Below are 26,348 nucleotides of genomic sequence, written 5' to 3'. Positions count from 1 at the left end.
TCAGGAAACTGCATGGTTTCTGTATCATAGGATAGCGCCCGCATCATGCCTTCTTTTCAGAAATCGTTTTCAAACCAGTCATTCGATGGTGCAGGCGGGGCCGTTTCGGGGAAGAAGAACAGGCGCGGCGCGGCTGCTCTGGCCCTGCTGGCCGTCTGCCTGGGAGCATGCCAGAAGAAAACGCCTCACGCTTCCATGCCGCCCCAGCCCGTTGGCGTCATGACGCTCCAGACCCAGCCCGTCACGCTTGAAACCTCGCTTCCGGGCCGGGTGGAGGCTTACGAACAGGCCCAGATCCGTCCGCAGGTCAACGGCGTCATTGTTTCGCGTGATTTTACGGAAGGCGCGGACGTCAAGGCCGGTCAGCAACTGTTCCAGATCTATATTGCGCCCTATCAGGCAGCCTACGATCAGGCGAAGGCCCAGCTTCTGAACGCACAGGCCGCCGCCGCCCGTGCACAGAGCCAGTTGCGCCGGTATCGTCCGCTTGTGGCGGCCCATGCAGTCAGTTCACAGGATTTTGATAACACCCTGGCCACCGCGCGTGAGGCCGAGGCACAGGTCGCGCAGGCCAAGGCATCGGTCGAGGCCGCCGCAGTCAATCTGAATTATACCCACGTCCGCGCGCCGATCGATGGCCGTATCGGCCGGACCCTCTACACCCCCGGCGCGCTCCTGACGGCCGGGCAGACACAGCCCATCGCCGTCGTGACCCGGCTCGATCCGATCTATGTGGACGTCAATCTTGCCGCGAGCGACATGCTGCGCCTGAAGCGCGAACTCGCCTCTGGCCAGATCGAGCGGAACGGCAGGGATGCGGCCTCCGTGGGACTGAAACTCGAAGACAATTCCGAATATCCGCAGAAAGGCAAGCTCCAGCTGTCGGAAGTAACGGTCGATCCTGCCACCGGTACGCTGATCATGCGGGCCATTTTCCCGAACCCCGATCGTCTGCTCCTGCCCGGCATGTTCGTGCATGCCCATATCGAGGAAGGCATTGATCCGAACGGGCTGCTCGTCCCGCAGGTGGCGGTGCAGCGTGACACGAAGGGCAATCCCTACGTGATGCTCGTGGACGCGGACAGCAAGGTCCAGCAGCGCAGCATCCAGATGGGGCGCACCATCGGGTCGGACTGGATCGTGACGGATGGCCTGAAAGGCGGCGAGCGTGTGATCGTCAACGGTCTCCAGAAGGTCAGCCCGGGGGCGAAGGTCTCGCCGCAGGATGTTCCGGCCGCCGGAAAGGGAGACTGATCCCTCATGCGTCTGTCACGCTTCTTTATTGACCGGCCCATCTTCGCATGGGTTGTCGGTCTGATCATCATGCTCGTCGGCGCCGTGGCCATCACGCGCCTGCCGATTGCACAGTATCCCAGCATCGCACCGCCCCAGATCGCCATTACGGTGACGTATCCGGGTGCCTCCGCCGAGACGGTGAACAACACCGTCGTCCGGCCAATTCTCCAGCAGATGTACGGCCTGGACCATCTCGAATACCTGTCCGCCTCGTCCTATGCGAGCGGCCAGATGGAGATCGACCTGTCGTTCGAGCAGGGAACCAACCCGGACATCGCGCAGGTGCAGGTGCAGAACAAGCTGCAACTTGCCCAGCCGCGCCTGCCAACGGAAGTCACCGCCCAGGGCCTGAGCGTCACGAAGGCCACCAAGAACTTCATGATGGTCATTGCCCTCATCTCCACGGATGGAAGCATGTCGGGGCAGGACATCGCGGATTACGTGGCGTCCAATATCTCCGACCCGCTTTCGCGCGTGTCGGGCGTGGGCGACCATACGCAGTTCGGGTCCGAATATGCCATGCGCATCTGGCTCGATCCGTCGAAGCTCTACAATTACGGCCTGACGGTCGGGGACGTGCAGAACGCGATCTCAGCCCAGAACATCCAGGTTTCGTCCGGTGAACTGGGTGGTCTTCCGGCCAAGAAGGGCATCGGCTTCGACGCGACCATCATCGGACCGACCCGCTTCAGCAAACCCGAGGAATTCAGTCAGATCCTCCTGAAGGTCCAGCAGGACGGAAGCCAGGTCCGGATGAAGGACGTGGCACGCGTGGAACTCGGTGCCCAGAATTATGCCATGGGCTCGATGTATAACAACCATCCGGCTTCGGCGATGGCGCTCAAGCTGGCGCCGGGTGCCAACCAGATCAAGACGGAAGCTGCCGTCCGCGCCCGCATCGCACAGCTTGAGAAATTCTATCCTCCCGGCCTGAAAACGGTTTATCCGCTTGATACCGAACCGTTCATTACGCTCTCCATCCATGAGGTGATCGAGACGCTGGTGATCGCCATCGGTCTCGTCTTCATCGTGATGTTCGTGTTCCTCCAGAACTTCCGCGCGACCCTGATCCCGACCATCGCCGTGCCGGTGGTGCTGCTGGGTACGTTCGCTCTGCTGGGCGCGTTGGGTTACAGCATCAACACCCTGACCATGCTGGCCATGGTGCTGGCTGTGGGTTTGCTGGTGGATGACGCCATCGTGGTGGTCGAGAACGTCGAGCGTGTCATGACGGACAAGGGACTGTCTCCGAAAGAGGCTGCCCGCGTATCGATGGACGAGATCTCGGGCGCGCTGGTCGGCATCGTGCTGGTGCTGACGGCCGTGTTCCTGCCAATGGCGGCCTTCAATGGCTCGACCGGCGTGATCTATCGCCAGTTCTCCATCACGATCGTCGCGGCCATGTGGCTGTCCGTTCTGGTGGCCGTGGTCATGACGCCGGCCCTGTGCGGCTCCATGCTCAAACCGACCCACAAGACCCATGACCGTGGTCCGGCTGCCTGGTTCAACCGGAATTTCGACCGTCTGACCAATGGTTATCTGCGGGGTGTGAAGTGGATGATCGGCGTGCCGGTCATCAGTATGGTGGTGTTCGCGGTCGTCACGGCCGGCGTGGTGTATCTCTTCTTCCAGGTTCCCGGAGGCTTCCTGCCGGATGAGGATCAGGGCATCATCTTCGGTCAGGTGACGATGCGCAACAACGCCACGCAGGAGCAGGCTGCCGCCGTTAACCGCAAAATCACCGATTACGTCCTCAAAACATATGGCCCCTACGTCGAATCCGTCTTCACCATGACCGGCTTCAGTTTCGCCGGGCAGGGACAGACGGCAGCGGCGTTCTTCATCCGCATGAAACCGTGGGAAGACCGCCCGGGCAGTGCGCATACGACCATGACGGTCTCACGTGAAATCATGATGCATTTCTGGATGGACCCGGATGCGCAGATCTTCGCCGTGAACCCGCCCGCCGTGATGGAACTGGGCAACGCGACCGGATTCGATCTTGAACTGGAAGATAACGGCCATCTGGGTCATGCCGCTCTTCTGGCTGCCCGTAACCAGGTTCTGGGCATGGCGGCGAAGAACCCGCATCTTCAGGCCGTCCGTCCCCTGGGCATGGAGGACGCACCACAGTTCAAACTCGACATCAACCGCGAACGCGCCAATGCCCTCGGCCTGACCAACACGGATATCAATACCACCGTGGAAGGCGCGTTTGGCTCCATCTACGTCAACCAGTTCATGCGCAATGACCGCGTAAAGCAGGTCTATATCCAGGGCGAACCCTGGGCGCGCATGACGCCGGAGGATCTGAACCGCTGGTATATCCGCAATGCGACAGGCACGATGGTGCCGTTCAATGCCTTTGCCTCCGGTCACTGGGAAAACGGCCCGCAGAAGGTTGAGGACTATAACGGCCTGAACTCCTACGAAATCCAGGGCCAGCCTGCATCGGGAGTCAGTTCCGGTCAGGCCATGCAGGACATGGAGGAAATCCTCACGAAGCTGCCGCCCGGCATCGGTCATGAATGGACCGGCCTGTCCTTCGAGCAGCTGGCGTCCGGGGGCTCCACCGGCCCGCTCTATGCGCTTGCAGTCATCGTGATCCTCTTCTGCCTTGCCGCCCTTTATGAAAGCTGGGCCATTCCGTTTGCGGTGCTTCTGGTGCTGCCCTTGGGTGTTCTCGGCGCCATCGTGGCAACGCTGGGACGGGGGCTTGCGAATGACGTCTATTTCCAGGTGGGTCTGCTCACGACCGTCGGTCTGTCCGTGAAGAACGCCATCCTGATCGTCGAATTCGCCAAGGAATTCTTCGAGCAGGGGAAAAGTCTGGAAGAGTCCGTTCTGGAAGCCGGGCGTGAGCGTCTGCGTCCGATCCTCATGACGTCCATCGCCTTCGTCTGTGGTGTCTTCCCGCTCGCGATCGCAACGGGTGCAGGCTCGGCGGCGCGTGTGGCCATCGGAACCTGCGTGGTTGGCGGCATGCTTTCCGCCACGCTGCTGGCGGTCTATTTCGTGCCGGTCTTCTTTGTCGTGATCCTGCGCCTCTTCCGGGTGCAGCGCATCAAGGACCGTAAAGACCCCTATGACCACCTGAATACATCCCAACCTGCTACTGAAGGGGAGCACGGCGCATGAAGACCCGTCTCGGACTCGCCGCCTTCCTCATGCTGTCAGCATGTAATCTCGCGCCGACCTATCACCGCCCGATCCAGCCGGTTCAGAACACCTATCCGAAAGACGCGGACGCCGGCGATACGCCAGCGGACAAAAAAGTTGCCAATCTGGGATGGGAAGATTTCTTTACGGACCCGCGGCTGAAGGCCCTGATCGGGCTGGCGCTGAAAAACAACCGTGATCTTGCCGCGCAGGCTGCCGCCATTACCGTGGCCCGGGGCCAGTACCAGGCACAGAATGCGTCCCTCTTTCCCATGATCTCCACGGGTGGGCAGGGTCTGTTCTACGGTCCGTCCAGCACGGCCGGCTTCTCCTTCGCGCCGGGTGTGGGAGAAAGCATCGGAACGCTGCGCCTGTTCCAGACGTCCATCGGGTTTTCGTCCTATGAGGTCGATCTCTGGGGGCGCATCCGCAATCTGACACGCCAGCAGGCGGAAGGCGTGCTGAGCAGTCTTGAAAATGCCCGCAACGTCCTGCTCACCACGGTTTCACAGGTCGCGGAGACCTATATCCAGTGGCTGGCTGACCGCGCGCAACTAGCCATCACGGAAGACACACTGAAATCCCAGCGTGACACCCTGCGTCTGACACAGCTGTCCTATGACAACGGGGAAACGGATGCCCTGACACTGGCGCAGGTCAAGACGCAGGTAGAAGAGGCGGAGGCATATAAAGCCCAATACACCCGCGCCATTGCGGATGACGAGCATGCACTCCAGCTCGTCATCGGGACGCCGATCCCGGATGATCTGCCGCCTCCGGCTCCGTTCGGAACCCAGACCATGATCGCCGATTTGCCGGCCGGGCTGCCGTCGGACCTGCTGGAGCAGCGCCCAGACATCCGCGCGGCGGAACATACCCTGGTGGGCGCAAACGCCAATATCGGCGCGGCGCGTGCGGCGTTCTTCCCCAAGGTGACGCTGACGGCATCGGAAGGCACAAGCTCGCTCCAGTTCCGGCATCTGTTCACACCGGGCGCCGAAACATGGGAAGTCTCCCCCAACATCACGATCCCGATCTTCACCTGGGGACAGAATGAGGGGAACCTGCGCATCTCCAAGGGACAGAAACTGCAATATGCCGCCCAGTACGAGAAAACGGTGCAGACAGCTTTCCGCGAAGTCTCGGATGCCCTGACGGCACGCCAGACCTACAAGGCGGAAGATCTCCATCTGCATTCGCTGGTGGACCAGTCACAGAAAGCCTACGATCTGGCCATGATGCGCTACCGCGCCGGAATCGACAGCTACCTGACCACACTGGAACAGCAGCGCACCCTCTATCAGGCGCAGCTGAATTCCGTGACCATCCAGGCCGCGCGGTTCGAAAACCTTGTCACGCTCTATCGTGCGCTCGGAGGTGGGTGGAGCCGCACGACGGTTTCGCCTAAGGTGAAACCTGCAACGCATTGACCGGAGAGTATCCATGCGCAGGTTTCTTGTCCCCTTACTGGCCACATTCGCACTGACGGGCGTGGCGCTGGCACAGGAGGCGGATGACGGATCCAAGAAGCCCGACATGCATGACCTGTACCGCAATTCGCAGCTTCCCAAGAGCCACGCGGATTTCAGCCGGTACAAGTATCGTCCGCGCGGAGACAAGGTCATCGAGCAGCCGGACGCCTTCCGGCTCATGTTCCAGACGAAGGACGGGCAGCCGGATGGCTATGCCGAGCGGCGCGGAACATCGGTTTTCTATTATGACCGTTTTGGCAAGCTGACCCAGGTCCAGCCGCTTCCTGAAGAAGATACGCCCACGAACTGACACCGCTTCACCCGTCCCGGTTCTCCGGGGCGGGTTTTTTCCGCAGTGTCAGTCGCGCGCATCCGTCCACTGGCGGAAACCATGAAACGCCAGCAGGACAAAACCGGCGTAGAGAACGGCGGTCGGATAAAGTCCGCGGCTGATGAAAAGACCCACGTAAATCACGTCGATCACGATCCAAAGCAGCCATGTAATCCGGTAACGGCGCGTGCCCCAGAACTGCCCCAGAAGGCTGTAACTGCTCAGAAACGCATCCATGACCGGCGTCGGGTCATCAGTACAGCGCGCCAGAACGACCGCCCATCCCGTTCCCCCAACCGCAGCGGCCAGCACACCCCACAGGATCTGCCGCGTTCCGGGCGCACGGATGGGAAGGCTGGAAAAAACGTCCCGGTCCTGCCGCCAGCACCACCAGCCGTAAAGAATGCCCGCGCAGAAAACACCCTGTAACGTCGTATCCGCATAAAGATGTGCCTGAAAGAAGATCCAGCCATACAACACCGATGCCAGCAGCGAGACCGGCCAGCACGCCATGACGCGATATGCGCTCAGCCAGACGCCGAGGGCGCTTATGACCGCGCCGGAAAGTTCGGTCAGGGACATGTCATCAGGCCGTCAGCAGGGCAGGGAGCCGTTCGAGCAGGTGCTGCCCCGCCGCGCTGTCAAACCAGCGCGCATGTCCCAGAAGATAATCGGTGTAAGCCACCTCAGCGGAGGCTGGATCATGCACAAGGGCACTGTAATACGCGACTTCTGACAGGGCGAATTCCACATGCACCAGGGGCAGGAACAGTGGCACAAGCCTGCGCTCGTCCGCGGAAAGACAGCGTTCCTCCTGATAGGCCCGGAGGAATGCCGCGAGTTGACCATATGAGACAGGCGCACCGTCATCCAGCGTGAGCCACGCGATCATGTTGCGCTCGATGGCCACCGCGAGGTCATAGGCCGCACAGGTCCGGTCCGCCATGCCGAAATCGAAAATGCCACAGACCTGCGCCTGTCCGGAGCGGTCCGTCCAGAACAGGTTGGATCCATGCCAGTCGCCATGGCCCCACCCCGGCTGGATCAGCCCCAGATGAGGATGCAGCCTGTCATGGAACGGCAGGATGCACTCGGCCACGTCGTGCTGCCAGGGCCGATGCGCCAGAGCCTCTGCCAGACCAGCCTGATGAGGAATCCACCGTTTCAGCCCGTCGGTAAGGTCAGGGCAGGTAACAGCCTCGAAGGTGGAAAGCAGAAGTCGTCGGGACAGCCGCGCCGGAGCCCTAAACCCTTCCGCCGCGCGGTGAAGCGCGCCCAGCGCCCTCCCGGCCGCTATGGCCTGCGCCACGGTATGAAACGGCTCCCAGGACTGGGTCTGGCAGTAGAGGTCCAGTCCCGGCATCGGAAGAAAGACCTCATAAACCCATCCCCCCTGACACAGAACCGAGCTTCCGTCCGCCATCCGCACAGGACGGCTGACGGGCTGGCCATTGGACAGGAGATGCGTGATGAAGCGGTGTTCCTCAATTATGGCGCTCTCATCCCGCAACCGCCGGTCATGGCGCTTGAGAAAGACAAGACTCCCATCCAGAAGCCGCACCAGCCCACTCGCCGAGAAGGGGCGCTGCCCGTGCCAGACAACAGCCTGTGCGGCGGGAAGCGGGAAATGCGCGATGACAGCGGCTGCTTCCGCCTGTTCCAGGGCAGGCCAGTCCCGTCTGGCTTCCGGCCCGTTGACCCCGAACTGTCCCACCGTCTCGGACATCTCAGAACCCGGTGGAAGCGGTGAAGAGGGCGGCGAACCCGCCGCCAATGTAATAGGCGGGAGAACTTCCTGCGATGGTAGTTCCGTAGACGCCGGTGGTGTCCTTTGCGTTGAGGGTCGGACTGGCGACGCCGGAGAGATAGTGCTCGTTGGTGATGTTGATGAAGTTCATCCGCAGCGTCGGCCGGTGCAGATGGACATGATCCGAGAAGCGGTAGCCGATGGCGATGTCTCCGGTCGTGTGATCGGGCATGCGCTCGTCATTCATGAAGGTCGCGTACTGATGACCGGTATAGCGCACTGTCGCCACACCGAAGATATGCCCGTCATCGTAACTCAGCCCGGCCGCTGCCTGGAGCGTGGGGCTGCGCACGGCAATCTTTCCCTTCGTCGGCAGCAGGTCACCACCGGACATCAGATCGTTGTCGATGGTCGCGTGCAGATATTCCCCCGAGACATAGGGGCTGAAATGGTGCCACGGCCGCAGCCCGATCTCCACGTCCACACCGCGGGAGGTCTGGCCTCCAGCATTCATCGTCGTGCTGATGATGGAGCCGTTCTGCACGGCCTGGGTGGAAATCTGGCGGTTGGTGAAATTGTAGTTGAACAGCGTCAGGTTGCCGATGATCCAGCGTCCTGTCCGGCGATATCCCAGTTCCTCGGAAATGGAATACTCGTTGCGGAGATCGGATGTCCCGCTGGTCTCCACCCCTCCGGAAGACGGGTCATAGGTATTGTACAGCGCCGTCTGGTCCGGCGCGCGGAAGCTGGTCGTGGCGTTGAAGAAAAGCTGATTGGCGTCATCGATGCGCCAGCGCACGCCCAGACGCGGCAGAGGCTCGAAACTGTCAGTCCCGACCCGGTACTGCGGCCCTGGAAGACTGTTCGTCCCCCGGTAGCCGAACATGACGACCTTGAATCCCAGATCGATGGCCAGACGGTCGTGGAACAGGGACATGTGATCCCCTGCGAACAGCGCATTGGTTTGCGAAATGGTATGGAAACTCCCGCCCAGCAGTTTCCGCCCGTCCGCCAGCCGGATGAGGGAACGGCCATTCTCCGCCCAGATGTCCTGTGAGGAGCCGTTCGTCTGCACCGCCGTGAAAGGCTGCTGCTCGTTGTCGTCCCCGTAATCGTACCAGTACCCCATAACGAAGTCGTTCCATCCGGTCCGGTAATGGAGTGCGCTGGTGAAGCCGGAGCGATAACTGCGCTGGGTATAGTCTGCCCGCATCACGGCCGTGCCATCCTGCGCACCGGGCAGGTTCAGGGTGTCAGACAGCGCCTGCGTCCCCTGATAGAGCCCGCTTTCGGAAAGCGTGCTGCCACCGGGCCAGTTGCCATAGGCCATCTGTGCATAGGGCGTGACATCCAGCGACAGGTGATCGGTCAATGTCAGATGGACGGGAGCTGCCCCATAGATCGTACGTTCCGCATCCCGCCACAGCCGCCAGTAATTCACGCCGTTCTCCTGATTGCTGCTGTCATAATGGGCCAGAAGGTTGTTCGCTCCTCCGATCCCGTCCGATTTCCAGGAACTCATGCTGGGCTCGGGATACCAGCTCGTGATGGTCGTGTTGAACGATCCCAGCAGGCTGGCCCGGTTGCCCTGTCCCCACTCCTTGAGGAATTTGAAATCGACATGCTGCTTTTCGTCCCGCCCTGGTCCGCGCCAGTTGTCGGTCGCGCCATGGGAGTAGGAAATGAACCCCCGCACACCGGAATGGGCAATGTCGCCTGTGTCGAGGCGCAGGAACTCCCGGTTGGTGTTGTAGGAACCATACGACACGCTGGCATCTCCCCCGGCCTTGAGTGCCGGATCGCGGAAGGTCAGCTTCATCAGCCCTCCGGCGGCATTCAGGACCGGACTGTCCAGATCGGCCGCGCCCTGCGAGAGAGCGATTTCCTGATAGTTCTCACTGTCTGCGAACTGGCTGGGCGTACCGGAGGAATACGCCACGTCATTCAGCGGCATGCCTTCCAAGACATAGCCGATCGAATCCCCCCCCAGTCCACGCACGCTGATATCTGTGTTGGGTGAGAACCCCATGGGATCGGACGTGGAGACATTTGCCCCCGGAAGCATCGCCGCCAGCTGGAAAGCCGTGGCCATTGGCGCCTGCTTTTCAATGAAATCCTGGCTGACCGTACTGACGGACCGGTCGCCCGTCTGGATATGGATCAGCCCCCCGCCAGGCTGGTTCCCCTGCGCACTGTCCGCGATCCGATGCACGACAATATGCTCGGCCTTCGGCGCCGCCTGCCGTCCACCCGACGAACGGGACACCGGAGAGGCTGGAAGAGAAGACGGAGTCTGGGTGGATGCATGGGACGGAGGTATCGTGCGGGCGGTCTTGTCCGAAGCCCGCGCCAGACACGGCGCAAGCCAGATGCTGGCGCCCAGCATGATGGGAAGCGCATACCGTATCCGGACGGGACCGGAGAGAGGGCCGTAAAGGAAAAACGGGGCACGGACCTGTATGGCAGGTACGGGAATCATGAACGGACCTTTCCGACTTGAGCAGCATGAACCAGCTCTGGCGGAAAGGGCGCAAGGCCCGGCAGTGCAGTCGGAATACAGGTCGGAAACGTAACGTCAGACACGGCACCATCCCTCCGCCAGTGTGAACTGGATCAGGTTCGACGGGTCGCTGCGCTGCACTTCCCTCATGGAAGATGCCAGCAGCCTCTCAGCCCCTTGTCAGGGCCCCCCAGGTGTGAGCCCAACACCTCCACCGGACAGGAAAAATTGTCAATACGGGATTGTTCCCCATCTTTCCGAAATGTCATGCGCAGGCCCATTCCGGCTCCGGGACGGACGGGATATGCTTTTCCTTTTCCGACAGAAACACTTGCGACAAGGATGGTCATGTCCCTGCTCAGACGTCTCCTGCCCGCCCTGCTGGCCGCCGGTACGGTGCTCGGCTCCGCTCATGCAGAGGAGGGCATGTGGACGTTCGATCACCTTCCCGTGCGGCAGATGAAGCAGCAGTATGGCTTCCAGCCATCCGCTGACTGGATCAGCCACGTCATCCAGTCCTCGGCCCGTCTTGCGGAAGGCTGCTCGGCGTCGTTCGTCTCAGCGGACGGACTGGTGATGACGAACCATCACTGCGCCAATTCCTGTCTTTCTGGCCTGTCCGACAGGGACCATGACTATTTCCATGACGGCTTTTCCGCCACGGAACTGGCGAAAGAGCCACAATGCCCGGGCATGGAGCTGGACCGGCTGGACCAGGTGAAGGACGTCACCGCACAGGTCGCGAAACTGACCACCGGCCAGCACGGCGCCGCCTATGCGAAAGCGCTCCAGACCGCCCGGAGTACCCTGACGAAAGACTGCGCTGCCGGTGACCCCACGCACTGGCGCTGTGATGTCGTCACCCTCTATCACGGCGGACAGACGGCCCTGTACCGCTACCGCCGCTATCAGGACGTACGCCTCGTAATGGCCCCGGATCAGGACATCGCCTTCTTTGGCGGCGATCCGGACAATTTTACTTTCCCCCGCTATGACATCGACCTGTCGATGCTGCGTGTCTTCGAAGACGGAAAACCCGTCCACACGCCTTTCTTCCATTTCGATCCCAATGGCCCCGCAGCGGACGACCTCGTTTTCACCTCAGGCAATCCGGGCACCACTCAGCGCACACTCCCCGCCAGCGCCCTGACCTTCCAGCGTGACGTCAGCCTGCCGACCATCATTGGTGCCTATTCCACCATGCAGGGCGCGCTCTGGCAGTTCTCCCGTGAGAGCCGGGAGCATCTGGTCGAGGCGCAGAACACGCTTTTCGGGGTCCAGAACGGGCTGAAATCCCTTTCCGGCACCGTCAGGGCGCTCCGTGCGCCCGAAGTGATCGCCCGCCGCGAAGCACAGGACCACGCGCTTCAGGCCTGGATCGACGCCACGCCGGAACGCCGCCGCGAATACGGTCAGCCCTTTGCGAAAGTCGATGAGGCACTTTCGATCGAGCGCCAGTATTACGTCCATGATTTCGCGGTCGGCCATGTATTTCGTGGCCTGCTGGCAGACGCCGTGATGCTTGTCTCCGCAGCCCGGGAGCGCCGGAAACCGGATACCGAACGCCGCGATGGCTACCATGACGCCGAACTGGCGGAACTGGAGGCCGAACTGGGCGCGAAAGAACCCGTCCATCGCGATCTGGACACGATGACCCTGTCCCTGAACCTGACGACCATGCGCCAGATGCTCGGTGGGGATGATCCCGCCGTGCACCGTATCCTCGGCAGCCGCAGCCCCGATGAACGCGCCGCCGAACTGATGCAGGGCACGACACTGGGCGATCCGGCGCAGCGCATGGCGCTCTACAGGGGTGGAGAAAAGGCCATCCAGTCCTCCACGGACCCAATGATCGTCCTGGCTCTCCAGCTCGAGCCCACGCTGGACGAGATCCGCAAACGCCGGCGCGACCAGATCGAAGCCCCGATGCGTGAGGCGCAGGGCGCCATCGCCCGGGCCCGCTTCGCCCGCGCGCAGGCGGAAGGCAGTGCGGATACGCTCTATCCGGACGCCACCTTCTCACCCCGCCTGTCCTACGGGACGGTCAAAGGCTGGCAGGACGGCGCACGGACCATCGCGCCCTTCACGGATTTCGAAGGCATGTACCGCCATGCCACCGGCAGCGACCCGTTCCGCCTGCCGCAGGTCTGGCTGGATGCGAAGCCGCGTCTCAAACTGTCCACAAAACTGGATTTCGTCTCGACGAATGACATCGTGGGCGGTAATTCCGGCTCCCCGGTCATCAACCGCAAGGGCGACGTCGTCGGGCTGATCTTTGATGGTAACCTCGATAGCCTCGCCGGGGACCTCTACTACGACGGCAGCCGCAACCGCGCGGTCGCAACCGATACGAGCTCCATCATGGCGGCCCTGAAAACCGTCTATCACGCCGACGCCCTGGCGAAGGAACTGGAACAGGGACACCTGTAAGCCAAAGGTGAGGGGCGTTCAGGCCGAACGTCCCTCGACATCGGGGGAAAGAACGCCGACACTGGCTGGATGTCTGACTGTCCGTCCTGTCCGTGTTCCCGTACCGGGAGGCATCGTCCATGATGGGGCATGTCTTCCGCTCCCTGGGCAGGCGCAATTACCGTATCTGGGCTCTGGGCGCGCTGTGTTCCAATGTCGGAACGTGGATGCAGATGACAACACAGGACTGGCTGGTCCTGACGGAACTCACATCCCATAACGCCACCGCTGTCGGAACGGTCATGGCCCTCCAGCTTGCGCCGCCGCTCTTTCTGCTGCTGTGGACAGGCCAGGTGGCCGACCGGGTGGACAAGCACCGCTTCCTCCTGCTGACGCAGGCCGCGCTGGGCACGCTCGCCATCGGTCTGGGGCTGCTGGTGGTGAGCGGCATGGTCCGACTCTGGGAGGTGTATCTGTTCGCCCTCCTCAGTGGCTCCGTCGCAGCCTTCGACAGTCCCGTTCGTCAGATCTTCGTGGGCGAACTGGTGGGGGAAGAGGATCTTCCCAATGCGGTCGCCCTCAATTCCATGTCTTACAATGCCGGGCGTATGATCGGTCCGGCCATAGCGGGATTCTGCATTGCGGAGCTGGGGTCCGGCTGGTCATTCGTGCTGAACGGTTTCTCGTTCTATGGCGTGCTGCTTTCCCTCCTCTCCATCCGCTCGCAGGACCTGCACCGCACGCGCCTGCACGCGCCAGAAGAAAAAGGCCTTACCAGCGGCCTGCGTTACGTTTGGGCCCGGCCCGACATGCGCATCATCCTGCTGATGCTGTTTCTGGTCGGCGCCTTCGGCTTCAACTTTCCGATCTATGTCTCCACTATGGCAGTCACTGTCTTCCATGTGGGTGCACATGGCTACGGCCTGCTGAATTCCGCCATGGCCATCGGTACAATCTTTGGCGCCCTTCTGGTTGCCAGCCGGAAAAACATCGGCTTTGGCGCCCTGCCGCGCGGGTCGCTGCTTTTTGCGCTTGGATGCCTGCTGGGTGCAGTGTCCCTTGATTACTGGATGTTCGCCGCCACCCTTGTCATCCTCGGTGTGGCATCCCTGACCTTCACCGCCATCAGCAACAGTTACATGCAGCTCGCCAGCGATCCCGCCATGCGCGGCCGCGTCCTCGCGATCCGTTTTGCCGTTTTCGCCGGAGCTTCCCCCCTCGGCGCGCCAATCGTCGGTTGGGTCGCGAACACCTTTGGTCCCCGCTGGGCGCTGGGCGTGGGCGCTATGTCCGGTGTGGCGACAGCAGCAGTCGGTTTCCTCTACATGCTGCGTGAGCAGACGGAAAAAGATGCCCCCCGATGAAAGCCCTGTTTCGTCTGTTATTCCTGGCCGGGAGCGCGCTGGCGGTCTGGATGACTGTTCTGGGTCTGACAGGGTTCCGCGCCCGTCCCCGTCCCGCGCAGATAGGCGTCATTTTCGGCACGGCCGTCACCGCAGACGGCCACCCGCGTCCCGCCCTGCAAGAACGGCTGGAAGAAGGCCGGAACCTCTGGAATAGCGGTACGGTCACGACACTCATGGTCAGCGGTGCCATCGAACGCCGCACCCATCAAGATGAAGCTCAAGATGAAGCCCGCATCATGGCGCGCTGGCTGGAGGCACGCGGTGTCCCGGCCTCCGCCATTATCATCGATTCGCACGGCAACAATACATGGTTGACAGCCCTGCATGTGGCCGCCCTTCGTCCCCGCGGCGCGGTGGTCGTCTCCCAGTGGTTCCATATCGACCGCGCGCGCTGGGCGCTTCGTCATGCCGGTGTCCGAAGCGTTTCCGCCGCCCCGACACGTACCGTCCGCCTCCCACAGATCTGGTACCTGTTCCGCGAAGCCATGGCCTTCCCCGTCTATGTTTTGACGAAAAAGGCCAGTCTGCCTTCTGCTCAGTAAGGCACACCAATCTGCGCGATCGTCGTTGCCAGTGACGGAGCCAGCGGCAGCATCGGCGCCAGCGTGGCCTGATAGGCATGATACAGGTCGAGCTTGCCCTTGTAGATGGTCTGGGTAGGCGTTCCGTCCGGCGCGACCTCGTTGAACCAGCTTCCATAGTCCCGGTCGATCAGTGTCGTGTCGATGTAATCCCAGATCGTCCGGTACCAGCTTTCGTACCGGGGATTGGCCGTCCGCTTGGACAGGTTGATTGCCGCCGTCAACGCTTCGGCCTGAACCCAGTGCGCCCGGGACAGGACATGAGGCCTGCGCTCCCAGTCGATGGTGTAGATCATACCCGGCTGTCCATCCACGTTCCATCCGGTCTCCATCCCGGTCTCGAACAGCGCCTGCGCATCATGCAGCATCCACCCCGGAGCCTGCTCTCCATGCCGCACGAGGGCCGCCTCAAGCTTCAGGGTCAGATGGGCCCACTCGACGAAATGCCCCGGCGTCATCCCATAAGGCCGCAGGTCGTGGTTGGGTTTGTCATGGTTGTAATCCTTAAGCAGGACCCAGTCCCGACTGAAATGCTCGGGCATCGCAAACCCCTGTCCAGCAGCCAGTTCATGTACGAAACGCTCCACGATGCGCAGCGCACGATGCAGCCATTTCATATCTCCCGTCACATCGGCGAGAGCCATGAAGGCTTCCGTGGAGTGCATGTTGCTGTTGGCGCCGCGGTAATCCTCCTCGTCCGTCCAGTCGGCGGCGAAGCTTTCGCGCATCACACCTTCTTTATCGCTCCAGAAATGCGTCTCGATCTGATGGATCGTATCCGTCAGCAGCGCCTCTGCTCCCTTCACGCCGATCAGCACGGCCGAGGAGGCCGCAAGGGCCACAAATGCATGAAGATAGGCCTGTTTGCGGTCCTCAGGCTTATCCGCAAAATGCAGCCAGCCACCGTGCCGCTGGTCGCAGAGGGGATGGAGCAGGGCGTTGATGCCATGCGCCACAAGCGGTGCACTCCCCGGGATGCCCTGGAGTTCGGCAGCTGCATAGGCATGGACGCACCGCGCCGTCAGGGTGGCTTCTGCCTTCACGTCTTTCGGCAGGTTTCCTTTCAGGTCCAGTCCTGCAAATCCGCCATCGACACAGCCCGCCTTGCTGAAATCGAGCAGCCGCCGCCCCTGCATTTCCAGCCATGCCCGATGAGAGGGGCGGCGGATCCAGCTGTCGCGGCTCAGAAGCGTCGGAGAAAGACGGTCGGTCATGAAGGGCCCTTTCAGGAGAAAGCCGAAGTGCCGTCAGGACGCATCAGACGGGATCGGGTTTTCTGCAGGGCGCCAGAACGCCGCTCACGAAGATGCGTGCAGGTGTCGATCCTGCTTGCGCAAGGGCGTGGCATTGCCGATACATGACAGTATGACAGAATGGTCCTCGCTCATTGTCGCGCCCAGCCTGCTGGCTGCTGATTTCTCCCGCCTCGGAGAGGAAATTGCCTCCATCTCCCGTGCGCCCTGGGTGCATCTGGATGTCATGGACGGCCATTTCGTGCCCAACATCTCCTTCGGACCGCCTGTCATTTCCGCACTCCGCAGCCATACGGACGCGAAATTCGACGTGCATCTGATGATCGACCCGGTCGATCTGTACCTCGAAGCCACGGCAAAGGCCGGCGCGGACCACATCACCGTCCATATCGAGAACGCACCCCACGTCCATCGCTCCCTCCAGACGATCCGCGCGCTCGGCTGCCGTCCCGGCATCGCCATCTGCCCCGCGACTCCGCCTGTCGCCCTGTCGGAAGTGCTGGACCTCGTGGACATTATTCTCGTCATGACCGTCAATCCCGGCTTCGGCGGGCAGAGCTTCCTCGAAAGCCAGCTTCCGAAGATCCGGACCCTGTCGGAAATGATCCGCAAAAGCGGACGGGACATCATCCTCGCCGTGGATGGCGGCATAGATCCGGTGACGGCACCCCGGGTCGCGGAGGCAGGCGCAACCATGCTCGTTGCCGGCTCTGCCATTTTCGGAAAGCCAGACCGCGACGCCGCCATCCGCACACTTGAAGGACCGTTCCCGGAACAGACAGCCTGATATGTCCTTTCGCCAGTGGTTTCAGGGCCTGCGCCTTTCCCTTGCACGGCTGCCTGTGGGCGGGACACCATCCGAAGGGCCTGTCCATGCCTATCGTGACCCCTGGAAGGGCGATCCCGAACAGGGCGCACGACTGATCGGCGGCCGTTTCCGCTTCGATCGTCAGGACTATCGTCTGCCTCACGGGGACTGGGAACGCGGTCCCTGGCCCGCACCCGCGCGGGAATGGCTGCATGGCTTCAGCTGGCTGCGGGACCTGCGGGCACTCGGCAGCGACGAAGCCCGACTGACGGCCCGTGCCCTTGTCCAGGACTGGCTGTCCCACCCGCCGACGGACCCGCTGATCAGAAACGCCTGCGTGACCGGATCGCGTCTGGCGTCATGGCTGTCCAATCACGAGTTCTGTCTGGCCTCTGCTGACCGGCAACTCCAGCACCGCCTGATGGAGCGGATGCTGCTGGAGGGGCGGACCATCGCAGCACTCCTGCCGCTTCCGCCGCAGGGCTGGTGCGGCCTGACCGCTCTGCGCGGCCTGCTGGCGGCTGCGATGGCTATGCCGGAGCATACGGGTTTCATGTCCCGGTACCTTCGCTATCTGCCCGCTGAACTCGATCGCCTGATCCTGTCTGATGGCATGGTGGCGGAACGCAGCCCCGAAGCACAGTTCCGCGTGGCGCGTGAACTAGCGGAAATGTCCGTGATGTTCCGTACGGCGCATGCGAGCGTTCCACCGGATATTGAAACCGCGCTGGACAAGGTCTGCCCGGTGCTGCGGGCCTTCTGTCACGGTGATGGCGCACTGGCGGTGTTCAATGGCGCCAATGAGCGCAGTGCCGATGAAGTGGATGATGTCCTCGCACTGGGTGCACGGCAGAAGCTGATTGCTCCGGCCATGGCGCGCGGGAAATTCAGCCGTCTGGGGCTGGGGAAATCCCTCCTGATCGTCGATAGCGGACGTCCGGCTGCAGCGGGGTTCGACCGGACGGCACATGCCGGAACCCTGTCCTTCGAGTTTTCCCATCACCGGCATCGCCTGTTCGTCAACTGTGGCAGCGCCATGACCGGCCCCTGGGAAGAGGCCATGCGCAGCAGCGCGGCCCATACGGTTCTTGTCGCGGGCGGTCTGTCTTCCACGGATTTCGGTCCGGACGGTCATGTCACGCGCAGACCGCCACACGTCACGGCAGAACATCAGACAAATGGCGAGGCACACTGGCTGAGCCTGTCGCATGACGGATATCATGCTCCGCTGGGCGTCAAATGGACGCGCCATCTTTATCTGGGCGACGAGGGAGAGGATTTCCGCGGTCAGGAAATCCTCGAAGGCGAACGGGAAGTCGACTTCGCCATCCGTTTCCATGTGCATCCCGACGTCTGGGTCCTGCCCGATGACGAGGACATCATCCTCCGCGCCGGTGGTCTCATCTGGCGTTTCCGTCAGCGTGGTGGAGCCATGCGGCTGGAAGACGACGTCTATCTGGGCCGGGGACAGCGGGAAGTGACGAAACAGATCGTCATTACGCCTCTGCACGTCCAACCCGCCCCGGTGGAAGAAACGTCCGTGGAGAAAACTGGCGAGGCCGGTAACAACGATGCAGCCGGGCAGGCCGCACCCGAAGCCGCCGCAGAACAGTCCGGAAAAGCGGCAGACGCACCGAAGGCGGAAACAGCAGGGGAAGCGCCGGCCACAACGTCGGTCACCCGAAAGGCCACGCCTCGAAAAGTGCGGAAACTGACGCATCAGACCGTGACCTGGCTGCTGGAACGTATCCCCGAATGAGGGGACGCCCGCTGAAGATTCTCGAAGTCACCAATGTCGATTTTGCGTTGCGGCAGTTTCTCCTGCCCCTGATGCGCGCTCTGCGCACCGCAGGACACGACGTGGCAGGAGCCTGCGCGGACGGGGCGCATCTGGTCCCCGTGCGTAAAGAAGGATTCACGGTCCACTCTGTTCCCATGGCGCGTTCGCTCTCACCGGTGGCGCAGTTGCGGGCGTTCGTGGCGCTGGTCCGGCTGATCCGGCGGGAAAGGCCGGACGTGCTTCACGGCCATATGCCCATCAGCGGCATTCTGGCCCGGTTTGCCGGTCGTCTGTGTGGTGTGAGGGTCGTGGCCTATACGTGTCACGGATTCCTGTTCAACCAGCCCGGACCGCTCCGGCGGCGGCTTCTGTCGCTTGTTCTGGAAGCGCTGGCCGGGCGGATCACGGACCTGTACATGACTGTCTCCCGCGAGGAGGCCCAGGACGCCCGCAGACTGCATCTGAATTCGCATCCGGTCGCGATCGGCAATGGACGGGACCCGGAACGGTATCACCCGAACCGCAGGACCCGCCTCCGTATCCGTCAGGATCTGGGCGTGCCGAATGACCGTCCCGTTGTAATTGTCGTGTCCCGTCTGGTGCGCCACAAGGGCCACCCCGAACTGCTTAGAGCCATGGAAGATGTGCCTGATGCTGAGTTGTGGGTGGCGGGAGAGCGTCTGCCTTCGGATCACGGGGACGATCTCGAAGAGGCCTTTGAACGCGCCAGGAGCCGCCTCGGCCCACGCCTGAAGCTTCTGGGATATCGCGAGGACGTGGCGGAGCTTCTGGCTGCAGCGGATGTCTTTGCCCTGCCGAGTCATTTCGAAGGCCTGCCCATGTCGGTCATCGAGGCCATGCTGACAGGCCTGCCGGTCGTGGCGACAGACGTTCGTGGCCCCCGTGAACAGGTTTTGGACGGGGAGACCGGCTTTCTGGTGCCACCGGGGCTCGCGGCTCCGCTGGCCCGGGCCCTGTACCGGCTGGTTCAGGATCCCGTTCTGCGTGAACAGATGGGGCGGGCCGCACGGGAAAGGGCTGTCAGCCATTATGACGAGCGCCGTATCCTGGCCCATGTCGTGGCACTGATCGAAAACGCAGCCGCAGGCTGAGCCCCTGTTCTGATCTGACGCGCGGGACCACTAACTGGCAGCCTGTCGGGCCGGATGCGCCAGACGGGAAAGAAGACGTTCATCCGCAGGAAAAACGAAAGCTGGTTTTCCTGAACGAAAAGAAGAAAACATGACGATCATGGATCGTATTTTCATTTAACGTCGAAAAAACGGATATTAAAAGGAAGAAAGAAGACCTCCTGAAAACAACGATATTACAATGTGATTGTTATTGTTTTTTCTGAATATGTTTGATGTCCATATTCCTTTATTATAGTACCGCCCTGATCTTTTTTGTGAAAACTTTGAAGTTCTCATTATTGTGTCTTTTAATTTTGGGAAACCTTCAGGAATGTACTCCCGCGCTAGATAAATGAAGACAAAGGTATCGTCTCATGAAGATCGGTCTGTTCGTTCCCTGTTACGTCGACATGTTTCACCCCGAAACAGGGATTGCGACACTGGAACTGCTGGAACGCTTCAGGCTTTCGGTCGAATACCCCACAGACCAGACCTGCTGTGGGCAGCCCATGACGAATACGGGGTGTGACCGCGAAGCGGCAAAGACAGAAGAACTGTTCGTCCGCAATTTCGAAAAATATGATTATATCGTCACGCCATCCGGAAGCTGCACCAACCAGGTCCGCAACAACATGACGGCCATCGAACAGTCCGATGCCGTGACCCATGTCCGCAGCCGGACCTATGAACTGGTGGAATTTCTCCACGACGTCCTGAAGGTGGATGGTTTTCCCTGGGCGGAATTTCCGCACAAGGTCGCTCTTCACAACAACTGCAACACCCTGCGCAACCTGCGGATCGCCAGCATGACGGAACGGCGGGAAAAGCCGTTCTCCAAGCCGAAAGCGCTTCTGAGCATGGTCAGGGGCATCGAATTCGCCGATCTCACGCGGCCGGATGAATGCTGCGGGTTCGGCGGAACTTTCTCCGTGTTCGAGGAAGGCGTGTCCTCCAAGATGGGGGAAGACAAGGTGACGGATCAGATGCGGTCCGGCGCGGAATACATCACATCCTCCGACAGTTCCTGCATGATGCATCAGGAAGGCTGTGCGCGGCGGAAAGGGGCGAACCTGAAATACATCCATATCGCCCAGATCCTGAATGGAGCACGGGTATGAGCGACGATCTGCACGGCGAACTCAAGGACCCCTCACGCACCTCCCAGCTCACGCATGGGGCGGCGTCTTCAGAGCCACTGAAATCCCGCCTCATCGAACCGCAGCCCCGCGGCGCGAAAATCCATGGCAACCACCCCGTGGATCAGTCCGAGGCCGCGAACCGTTTCATTGCAGCGCCCGAGCATGAGGCCATGCATGATGCGCGGCTGTGGGATCTGCGCCAGAAGCGCGACAAGGAAATGCACGGCATTGAGGAATGGGAGGAACTCCGCGATCTGGCGTCCCAGATCAAGGAACATACTCTCTCCAACCTCGATGATTACCTCGAGATGTTTGAGAAGAACGCCACGGCGAACGGCATCAAGGTTCACTGGGCGAAGGACGCGGCTGAGCATAACGCCATCGTCCTGGATATCCTCCGCAAACATGACGTTCAGCGGCTCATCAAGAGCAAGTCCATGTTGACGGAAGAATGTGGCTTCCGGGAATTCATGGCGAAGGAAGGGGTGGAAATCATCGAGACTGATCTCGGTGAGCGCATCCAGCAGCTTGATGATGAAGCGCCAAGCCATGTCGTCGTCCCCGCTGTCCATAAACTGCGGACGGACGTTGCCGGTGTTTTTGCCCGCACGATCGGTTCCGATCCGGGGAATGCGGATGCCCATTACCTGACGGAATGCCAGCGTGAGGCCACGCGCCCGCTGATCCTTTCGGCACAGGCCGGCATGACCGGCGGCAATTTCGTGCTGGCGGAAACGGGAACATTCGTGACCTGCACGAATGAAGGCAACGCGGATCTTTCCGCCAATACGCCCCCGCTGCATATCGCGTCCATCGGGATCGAGAAACTCATCCCTGGCCTGAACGAACTGCCGGTTTTCGTGCGTCTCCTGTCCCGCAGCGCGCTGGGATCGCCCATCACGCAGTACACGTCCCATTTCCGCGGCCCGCGCGAGGGCGGCGAAATGCATGTGGTGCTCGTGGACAACGGACGCAGCGAACGCCTGAACATGGAGAAGTTCTGGCCCGGACTGAAATGCATCCGCTGCGGCGCCTGCATGAACACCTGCCCCGTCTTCCGGCGCAGTGGCGGCCTGAGTTATGGCGCAACCTATGCCGGGCCGATCGGGCTGATCATCGATCCGACCTACAACCTGCACAAATATCGCAACCTGCCATATTCCTCGACGCTGAACGGCAGCTGCACCAATGTCTGTCCGGTCAAGATCAACATTCACGAACAGATCGCGGACTGGCGCAAGAATCTGGCGGGGCAGGGGGAAATCCCGCTGGTCAAGAAGACAATGATGAAGGCTGCGGGCGAAGTCCTGTCCTCGCCGCATCTCTATCGCGCCAGTCTGCCACTGGGGCGAAGCGCGCTGCGTCATCTTCCGCATTTCATGATCTACAACAAACTCAATACCTGGGGACGACATCGTGACGTTCCCGAAGCGCCCAAACAGACATTCAATGAATGGTATCGTAAGAACCGGGGGAAAAAGGCATGAGCTCGCGTGAGGCAATCCTCGAGGCGATCCGCTCGAAGGACCGGATCGAAAAACGTCCCCGTCCGACGGTCCCGCTCTATGACGCCGCTGCCGCGACAACGGACCTGATGGAAAAATTCAATGCGGCCTTCCAGCGGATGGGCGGACGGCTCCTGACCCCGGATGCGCAAAATCCGATGGCTCCGGTCAATGCCGCGATCGTCCATCCTGGTCCGGTCCTGTCCTGCGTGCCTGAAGTCACGGGGGATTTCGAACTGAAGGACGGCATGAAGCCTGCGGATCTGGCACCCGTAGAATACGGGATCCTGCGGGCCGCCTTCGGGGTCGCGGAGACGGGCTCCCTGTGCTTTACGGAAAAGCAGCTTCTCATCAATACGAGCGGTTTCCTGCCGCAGCATCTCATCGTGCTGCTGGACCCAAAGGAGATCGTCTACAACCTGCATAACGCCTATCAGCGTCCGGAATGGACACAGGCCAGTTACGCCGTCTTTCAGAGTGGTCCGTCTGCAACGGCAGATATCGAGGGCGTGCTGGTCCATGGTGCGCAGGGTGTGCGCTCACTGAGCCTCCTGTTCCACCCGGCAGGCTGAGGACCGGAGCACGGTCCCAAAAAGACAGCAGCTTCCGGGATCCTGATCTGTAACAGGGGTATCCGGCCCTGAAATTCCGGTTCCTCCCGGACGCTGCAGGCGCATTCAGGGCCGTTGGGAAGTCACCCTGCTTCCCTACGGCCTGTTTCCCGTCAGTCGTCACGCCCTGTCATGCACCGGCGTAATGCCGCCGAACAGTCCGGTCAGGCGTACGGGAAAGGTGTCAGTCCTGATCCCGTGGCGAGATATAGGGCAGCAGAAAGGGAGCAGTTTTACTGTCTGGTGCGTGAGCCACTGTCTCTGGCGGCCCTTCCGCCACGATCTTTCCGCCGCGGTTACCTGCACCGGGACCGAGATCGATGATCCAGTCGCTGGCCGCAGCCACACGCATGTCGTGCTCCGCCAGAACGACGGTATTCCCCTGATCGACGAGCGCCTGGATCTGGAGCATCAGCCTGTCCACGTCCGCAGGGTGAAGCCCGGTAGTCGGCTCATCCAGCACGTAGAGCACATGGCCGCTCCGCTGTTTCTGAAGCTCCGTCGCCAGTTTGATGCGCTGCGCCTCCCCGCCGGAGAGTTGTGTGGCGGGCTGTCCCAGCCGCAGATAGCCCAGCCCGCCACGACGCAGCGTCTCGAAACCGCGGGCGAGGGCGGGAATTTCGGCGAACGCTTCGGCAGCATCATCAATGCTCATGTCCAGTACATCCGCAATGCTGTACCCGTTCCAGCGGATTTCAAGTACTTCGGGCTTGTAGCGGCTGCCATGACAGACCGGGCAGGGCGTCTGTACAGTCGGCAGGAAAAGGAGTTCCACCTCTACCGTCCCCACACCTTCACAGCGGGGGCAGCGTCCTTTGGGAACATTGAAGGAAAACCATCCGGCGTCATAGCGCCGTTTGCGTGCCTCGGCAGTCTCGGCGAACAGGCGCCGGATCGTGTCGAACAGACCGGTATAGGTTACAGGATTGGAGCGTGGTGTCCGGCCGATCGGTTTCTGGTCGATCATGACCATGCGTCTGACCGGTCCGGTTCCGCCTTCAAGATGTCCCTGTGGTTCGGCCTGTTCCGGCAGCGGGACGCCTTCCGGTGTATCGTCCTCGTTCTCCAGTTCGACCGTCTGGCCGAGCGCCCGCGCCATCACCGCCACAAGCGCCTGCCCGACCAGACTGGATTTTCCGGAGCCGGAGACACCCGTCACGGAAACCAGAACCCCGAGTGGAAGCCGAAGCGCCAGATGGTCCAGATTGTTCCAGCAAATGTCTTTCAGTTGGAGATGGCCGCTCGCCTTCCGGACGGGAGTCTGACGCGACGGCAGCGGATCGAACAGATAGGGACGCGTGCGGGAATCCCGCACATTCCGCAGACCGTCAGGCAATCCGCTGTAAAGGATCTTTCCGCCCCGCTCGCCCGCATCCGGCCCGACATCAACCAGCCATTCCGCCCGACGGATGACATCCGGATTATGCTCGACCACGATCAGGGAATTTCCCGCATCCCGCAATCCGTCCAGGGCGCGGAGCAGGGCCTGCGTATCAGCGGGGTGCAGGCCGGAACTCGGTTCGTCCAGCACATAGACAACCCCGAACAGGTTGGAACGGATCTGCGTTCCCAGACGCAGACGTTGGTATTCGCCGGGAGACAGGGTCTGAACCCCACGGTCAAGCTGAAGATAGCCCAGCCCCAGATCCAGCAGGACTTCAATCCGCCCGATCATGGCGTCCACAATGCCATGCGCCGCGACAGAGGTGGCGTCTTTTCCTGTGCTCAGCGTCCTGAGTGAAGCCCGAAGCGCGTTGGTGATGTCCTCAAGCGTTCTGTCCGAGAACGTGGCGATGTTCTGTCCATCGAACGTGACCCGCAGGGCTTCCGGGTTGAGGCGTTGCCCGTGACAGACCGGACAGGGCGTGGATACCATGAAGGATGCCGCGCGCCGGCGCATTTTGTCGCTGGGAGATTGTGTGAAAGTGTGCAGGACATAGCGCCGCGCGCCGCTGAACGTCCCGTTGTAATCCGCTGGAACGCCTTTCCGGATGGCCTCCACAACCTGTTCGTGGGTTCGGCCGGGATAGACCGGTTCGGTCGGCGTTTCATCCGTGAACAGGATCCAGTCCCGTGTCTTTTTCGGCAGATCGCGCCAGGGGCAGTCCACATCGACCCCCCGGGTGATGAGAATGTCGCGGAAATTCTGCCCCTGCCATGCCGTCGGCCAGGCGGCAACAGCCCGGTTCCGGATACTCAGACTGTCATCGGGTACGAGGGTCTTTTCCGTTACGTCATAGATCCTGCCGAGACCATGACATTTCGGACAGGCCCCCATGGGCGTATTAGGTGAAAAAGACTCGGCCTCCAGCCTCGACAGGCCCGGCGGATAAGTCCCTGCGCGGGAATAGAGCATCCGCAACAGGTTGGAGAGCGTAGTCAGGCTGCCGACGCTGGAGCGGCTGGAGCTGCCGCCCCGCTGCTGCTGGAGCGCCACGGCGGGCGGAAGCCCCTCGATGGACGCCACGACCGGCACCGGCATCTGGTCAAACAGGCGGCGGGCATAGGGAGAGACGGACTCAAGATAGCGGCGCTGCGCCTCGGCATAGATCGTTCCGAAAGCGAGGGAGGATTTCCCTGAGCCGGAAACACCCGTCACAACCACCAGCCTGTCCCGCGGAAGGTCCACGTCCACGTTGCGGAGGTTGTGTTCCCTGGCGCCGCGGACGCGGATCATGTCATGGGAAGGAGGGAGCTGCCGGGACATGAGAAATCTCCTGAAGGGTCATGCAAGTGTAACCTTCCATGACCATGGGAGATAGGGCGTCCGCAAACGCCCCGTTTCAGAAGTTTTTCAAAATCCGCGCCTGCTGGAAGGCTGTATTGATGGCCTGTGTTTCCTCCAGCGCAAGACGGCGCAGCCTGTCGCCCATCGCGCCAACCTTGTCAGGGTGATACTCCTGAAGCCGGTCGATATACGCCGCGCGGATTTCTTCCGGCGAAGCACTCTCGTTCACGCGCAGGACTTCGTACCATGTGCGGTTCGGGGAGGCCGGCTGGAAGGGAGCCTGAAATGGAGCATTGCTGACAGTCCGCCGGGCGCGCATCGAAAGCCATGCCACAAGCGCCACGAAGGCCAGCGCGCCGAGGACAACCAGAAAGACTTTCATGAAAGCCCAGATGATGACCAGGAGAAGCCCGATATGGGTCAGCCCCCAGTAGGCCAGAAATAGAGCCCCAATGATCGCAAGAATCTTCATGAGTGGTACGTCCGTCCC

The 26,348-nt window shown here is 61.4% G+C and carries 19 protein-coding genes and 1 riboswitch; of the genes, 13 read left to right on the top strand and 6 right to left on the bottom strand.

Annotated features, from left to right (window positions below; translation table 11 throughout):
• Positions 1-45 precede the first annotated feature (45 nt).
• The 4 genes from GMO_RS07345 to GMO_RS07330 are packed head-to-tail and all read left to right on the top strand — an operon-like array spanning position 46 to position 6,237.
• Complete coding sequence (locus GMO_RS07345) at positions 46-1,254, top strand: efflux RND transporter periplasmic adaptor subunit (protein WP_008851705.1); 1,209 nt, start codon at positions 46-48, stop codon at positions 1,252-1,254.
• A gap of 6 nt (positions 1,255-1,260) precedes the next feature.
• Positions 1,261-4,434 carry an efflux RND transporter permease subunit gene (locus GMO_RS07340; RefSeq protein ID WP_008851704.1) on the top strand — a complete coding sequence of 1,058 codons (3,174 nt, stop codon included), beginning with the start codon at positions 1,261-1,263 and terminating at the stop codon, positions 4,432-4,434.
• Entirely contained in the window at positions 4,431-5,885 is a 1,455-nt protein-coding gene (locus GMO_RS07335; protein WP_008851703.1) for an efflux transporter outer membrane subunit, read from the top strand. The genes GMO_RS07340 and GMO_RS07335 overlap by 4 nt, the downstream gene beginning before the upstream one ends.
• A 13-nt stretch (positions 5,886-5,898) precedes the next feature.
• Complete coding sequence (locus GMO_RS07330) at positions 5,899-6,237, top strand: hypothetical protein (RefSeq protein WP_008851702.1); 339 nt, start codon at positions 5,899-5,901, stop codon at positions 6,235-6,237.
• Between the two features lie 48 nt (positions 6,238-6,285).
• On the opposite strand, the gene pnuC is transcribed toward GMO_RS07330, so the two are convergent.
• The 3 genes from pnuC to GMO_RS07315 are packed head-to-tail and all read right to left on the bottom strand — an operon-like array spanning position 6,286 to position 10,484.
• Positions 6,286-6,840, bottom strand: a complete 555-nt coding sequence (gene pnuC / locus GMO_RS07325) for a nicotinamide riboside transporter PnuC (protein WP_008851701.1) — start codon at positions 6,838-6,840, stop codon at positions 6,286-6,288.
• 4 nt (positions 6,841-6,844) lie between these two features.
• Positions 6,845-7,984 carry a phosphotransferase enzyme family protein gene (locus GMO_RS07320; RefSeq protein WP_008851700.1) on the bottom strand — a complete coding sequence of 380 codons (1,140 nt, stop codon included), beginning with the start codon at positions 7,982-7,984 and terminating at the stop codon, positions 6,845-6,847.
• A 1-nt stretch (position 7,985) separates the two neighbouring features.
• A complete protein-coding gene (locus GMO_RS07315) occupies positions 7,986-10,484 on the bottom strand; it encodes a TonB-dependent receptor (RefSeq protein ID WP_008851699.1) in 2,499 nt (832 codons plus the stop codon).
• Positions 10,485-10,577: 93 nt separating this feature from the next.
• Positions 10,578-10,708, bottom strand: a riboswitch (TPP riboswitch).
• Between the two features lie 145 nt (positions 10,709-10,853).
• Between GMO_RS07315 and GMO_RS07310 the strand changes: the two genes are divergently transcribed.
• The 3 genes from GMO_RS07310 (at position 10,854) to GMO_RS07300 (ending at position 14,862) form a co-directional block, all read left to right on the top strand.
• Complete coding sequence (locus GMO_RS07310) at positions 10,854-12,935, top strand: S46 family peptidase (RefSeq protein WP_175282593.1); 2,082 nt, start codon at positions 10,854-10,856, stop codon at positions 12,933-12,935.
• 119 nt (positions 12,936-13,054) lie between these two features.
• Entirely contained in the window at positions 13,055-14,278 is a 1,224-nt protein-coding gene (locus GMO_RS07305; protein WP_008851697.1) for an MFS transporter, read from the top strand.
• A complete protein-coding gene (locus tag GMO_RS07300) occupies positions 14,275-14,862 on the top strand; it encodes a YdcF family protein (protein WP_008851696.1) in 588 nt (195 codons plus the stop codon). The genes GMO_RS07305 and GMO_RS07300 overlap by 4 nt, the downstream gene beginning before the upstream one ends.
• On the opposite strand, the gene GMO_RS07295 is transcribed toward GMO_RS07300, so the two are convergent.
• On the bottom strand, positions 14,856-16,115 hold the full coding sequence (locus GMO_RS07295) for an AGE family epimerase/isomerase (protein ID WP_008851695.1): 1,260 nt from the start codon (positions 16,113-16,115) through the stop codon (positions 14,856-14,858). The genes GMO_RS07300 and GMO_RS07295 overlap by 7 nt on opposite strands.
• A gap of 151 nt (positions 16,116-16,266) precedes the next feature.
• On the opposite strand from GMO_RS07295, the gene rpe reads away from it, so the two are divergent.
• From rpe to GMO_RS07265, 6 genes are all read left to right on the top strand, one after another.
• Positions 16,267-16,941 (top strand): ribulose-phosphate 3-epimerase, encoded by a 675-nt coding sequence (rpe, locus tag GMO_RS07290; RefSeq protein ID WP_008851693.1) that lies wholly within the window; start codon positions 16,267-16,269, stop codon positions 16,939-16,941.
• 1 nt (position 16,942) lies between these two features.
• On the top strand, positions 16,943-18,721 hold the full coding sequence (locus tag GMO_RS07285) for a heparinase II/III family protein (RefSeq protein WP_008851692.1): 1,779 nt from the start codon (positions 16,943-16,945) through the stop codon (positions 18,719-18,721).
• An 11-nt stretch (positions 18,722-18,732) separates the two neighbouring features.
• Positions 18,733-19,854: a glycosyltransferase family 4 protein gene (locus tag GMO_RS07280; RefSeq protein WP_040508643.1), complete on the top strand. Its 1,122-nt coding sequence runs from the start codon at positions 18,733-18,735 to the stop codon at positions 19,852-19,854.
• 395 nt (positions 19,855-20,249) lie between these two features.
• Positions 20,250-20,993 (top strand): (Fe-S)-binding protein, encoded by a 744-nt coding sequence (locus GMO_RS07275; RefSeq protein ID WP_008851689.1) that lies wholly within the window; start codon positions 20,250-20,252, stop codon positions 20,991-20,993.
• On the top strand, positions 20,990-22,501 hold the full coding sequence (locus tag GMO_RS07270; protein WP_008851688.1) for a lactate utilization protein B: 1,512 nt from the start codon (positions 20,990-20,992) through the stop codon (positions 22,499-22,501). The genes GMO_RS07275 and GMO_RS07270 overlap by 4 nt, the downstream gene beginning before the upstream one ends.
• Positions 22,498-23,091 carry a LutC/YkgG family protein gene (locus tag GMO_RS07265; RefSeq protein WP_008851687.1) on the top strand — a complete coding sequence of 198 codons (594 nt, stop codon included), beginning with the start codon at positions 22,498-22,500 and terminating at the stop codon, positions 23,089-23,091. Before GMO_RS07270 ends, GMO_RS07265 begins: the two co-directional genes overlap by 4 nt.
• Positions 23,092-23,314: 223 nt before the next feature.
• Here the strand turns inward: GMO_RS07265 and GMO_RS07260 are convergent, their stop codons facing one another.
• Both GMO_RS07260 and GMO_RS07255 read right to left on the bottom strand, forming a co-directional pair.
• The gene (locus GMO_RS07260; RefSeq protein ID WP_040508597.1) at positions 23,315-25,837 is read right to left on the bottom strand and encodes an excinuclease ABC subunit UvrA; all 2,523 of its coding nucleotides are present in this window, start codon (positions 25,835-25,837) and stop codon (positions 23,315-23,317) included.
• Positions 25,838-25,913: 76 nt separating this feature from the next.
• Positions 25,914-26,330: a J domain-containing protein gene (locus GMO_RS07255; RefSeq protein ID WP_008851685.1), complete on the bottom strand. Its 417-nt coding sequence runs from the start codon at positions 26,328-26,330 to the stop codon at positions 25,914-25,916.
• Positions 26,331-26,348 lie beyond the last annotated feature (18 nt).

Source organism: Gluconobacter morbifer G707 (assembly GCF_000234355.1).
GTDB lineage: Bacteria > Pseudomonadota > Alphaproteobacteria > Acetobacterales > Acetobacteraceae > Gluconobacter > Gluconobacter morbifer.
The sequence above is the reverse complement of the archived record's forward strand: the minus strand, read 5'-3'. Positions and strand labels throughout refer to the sequence as shown.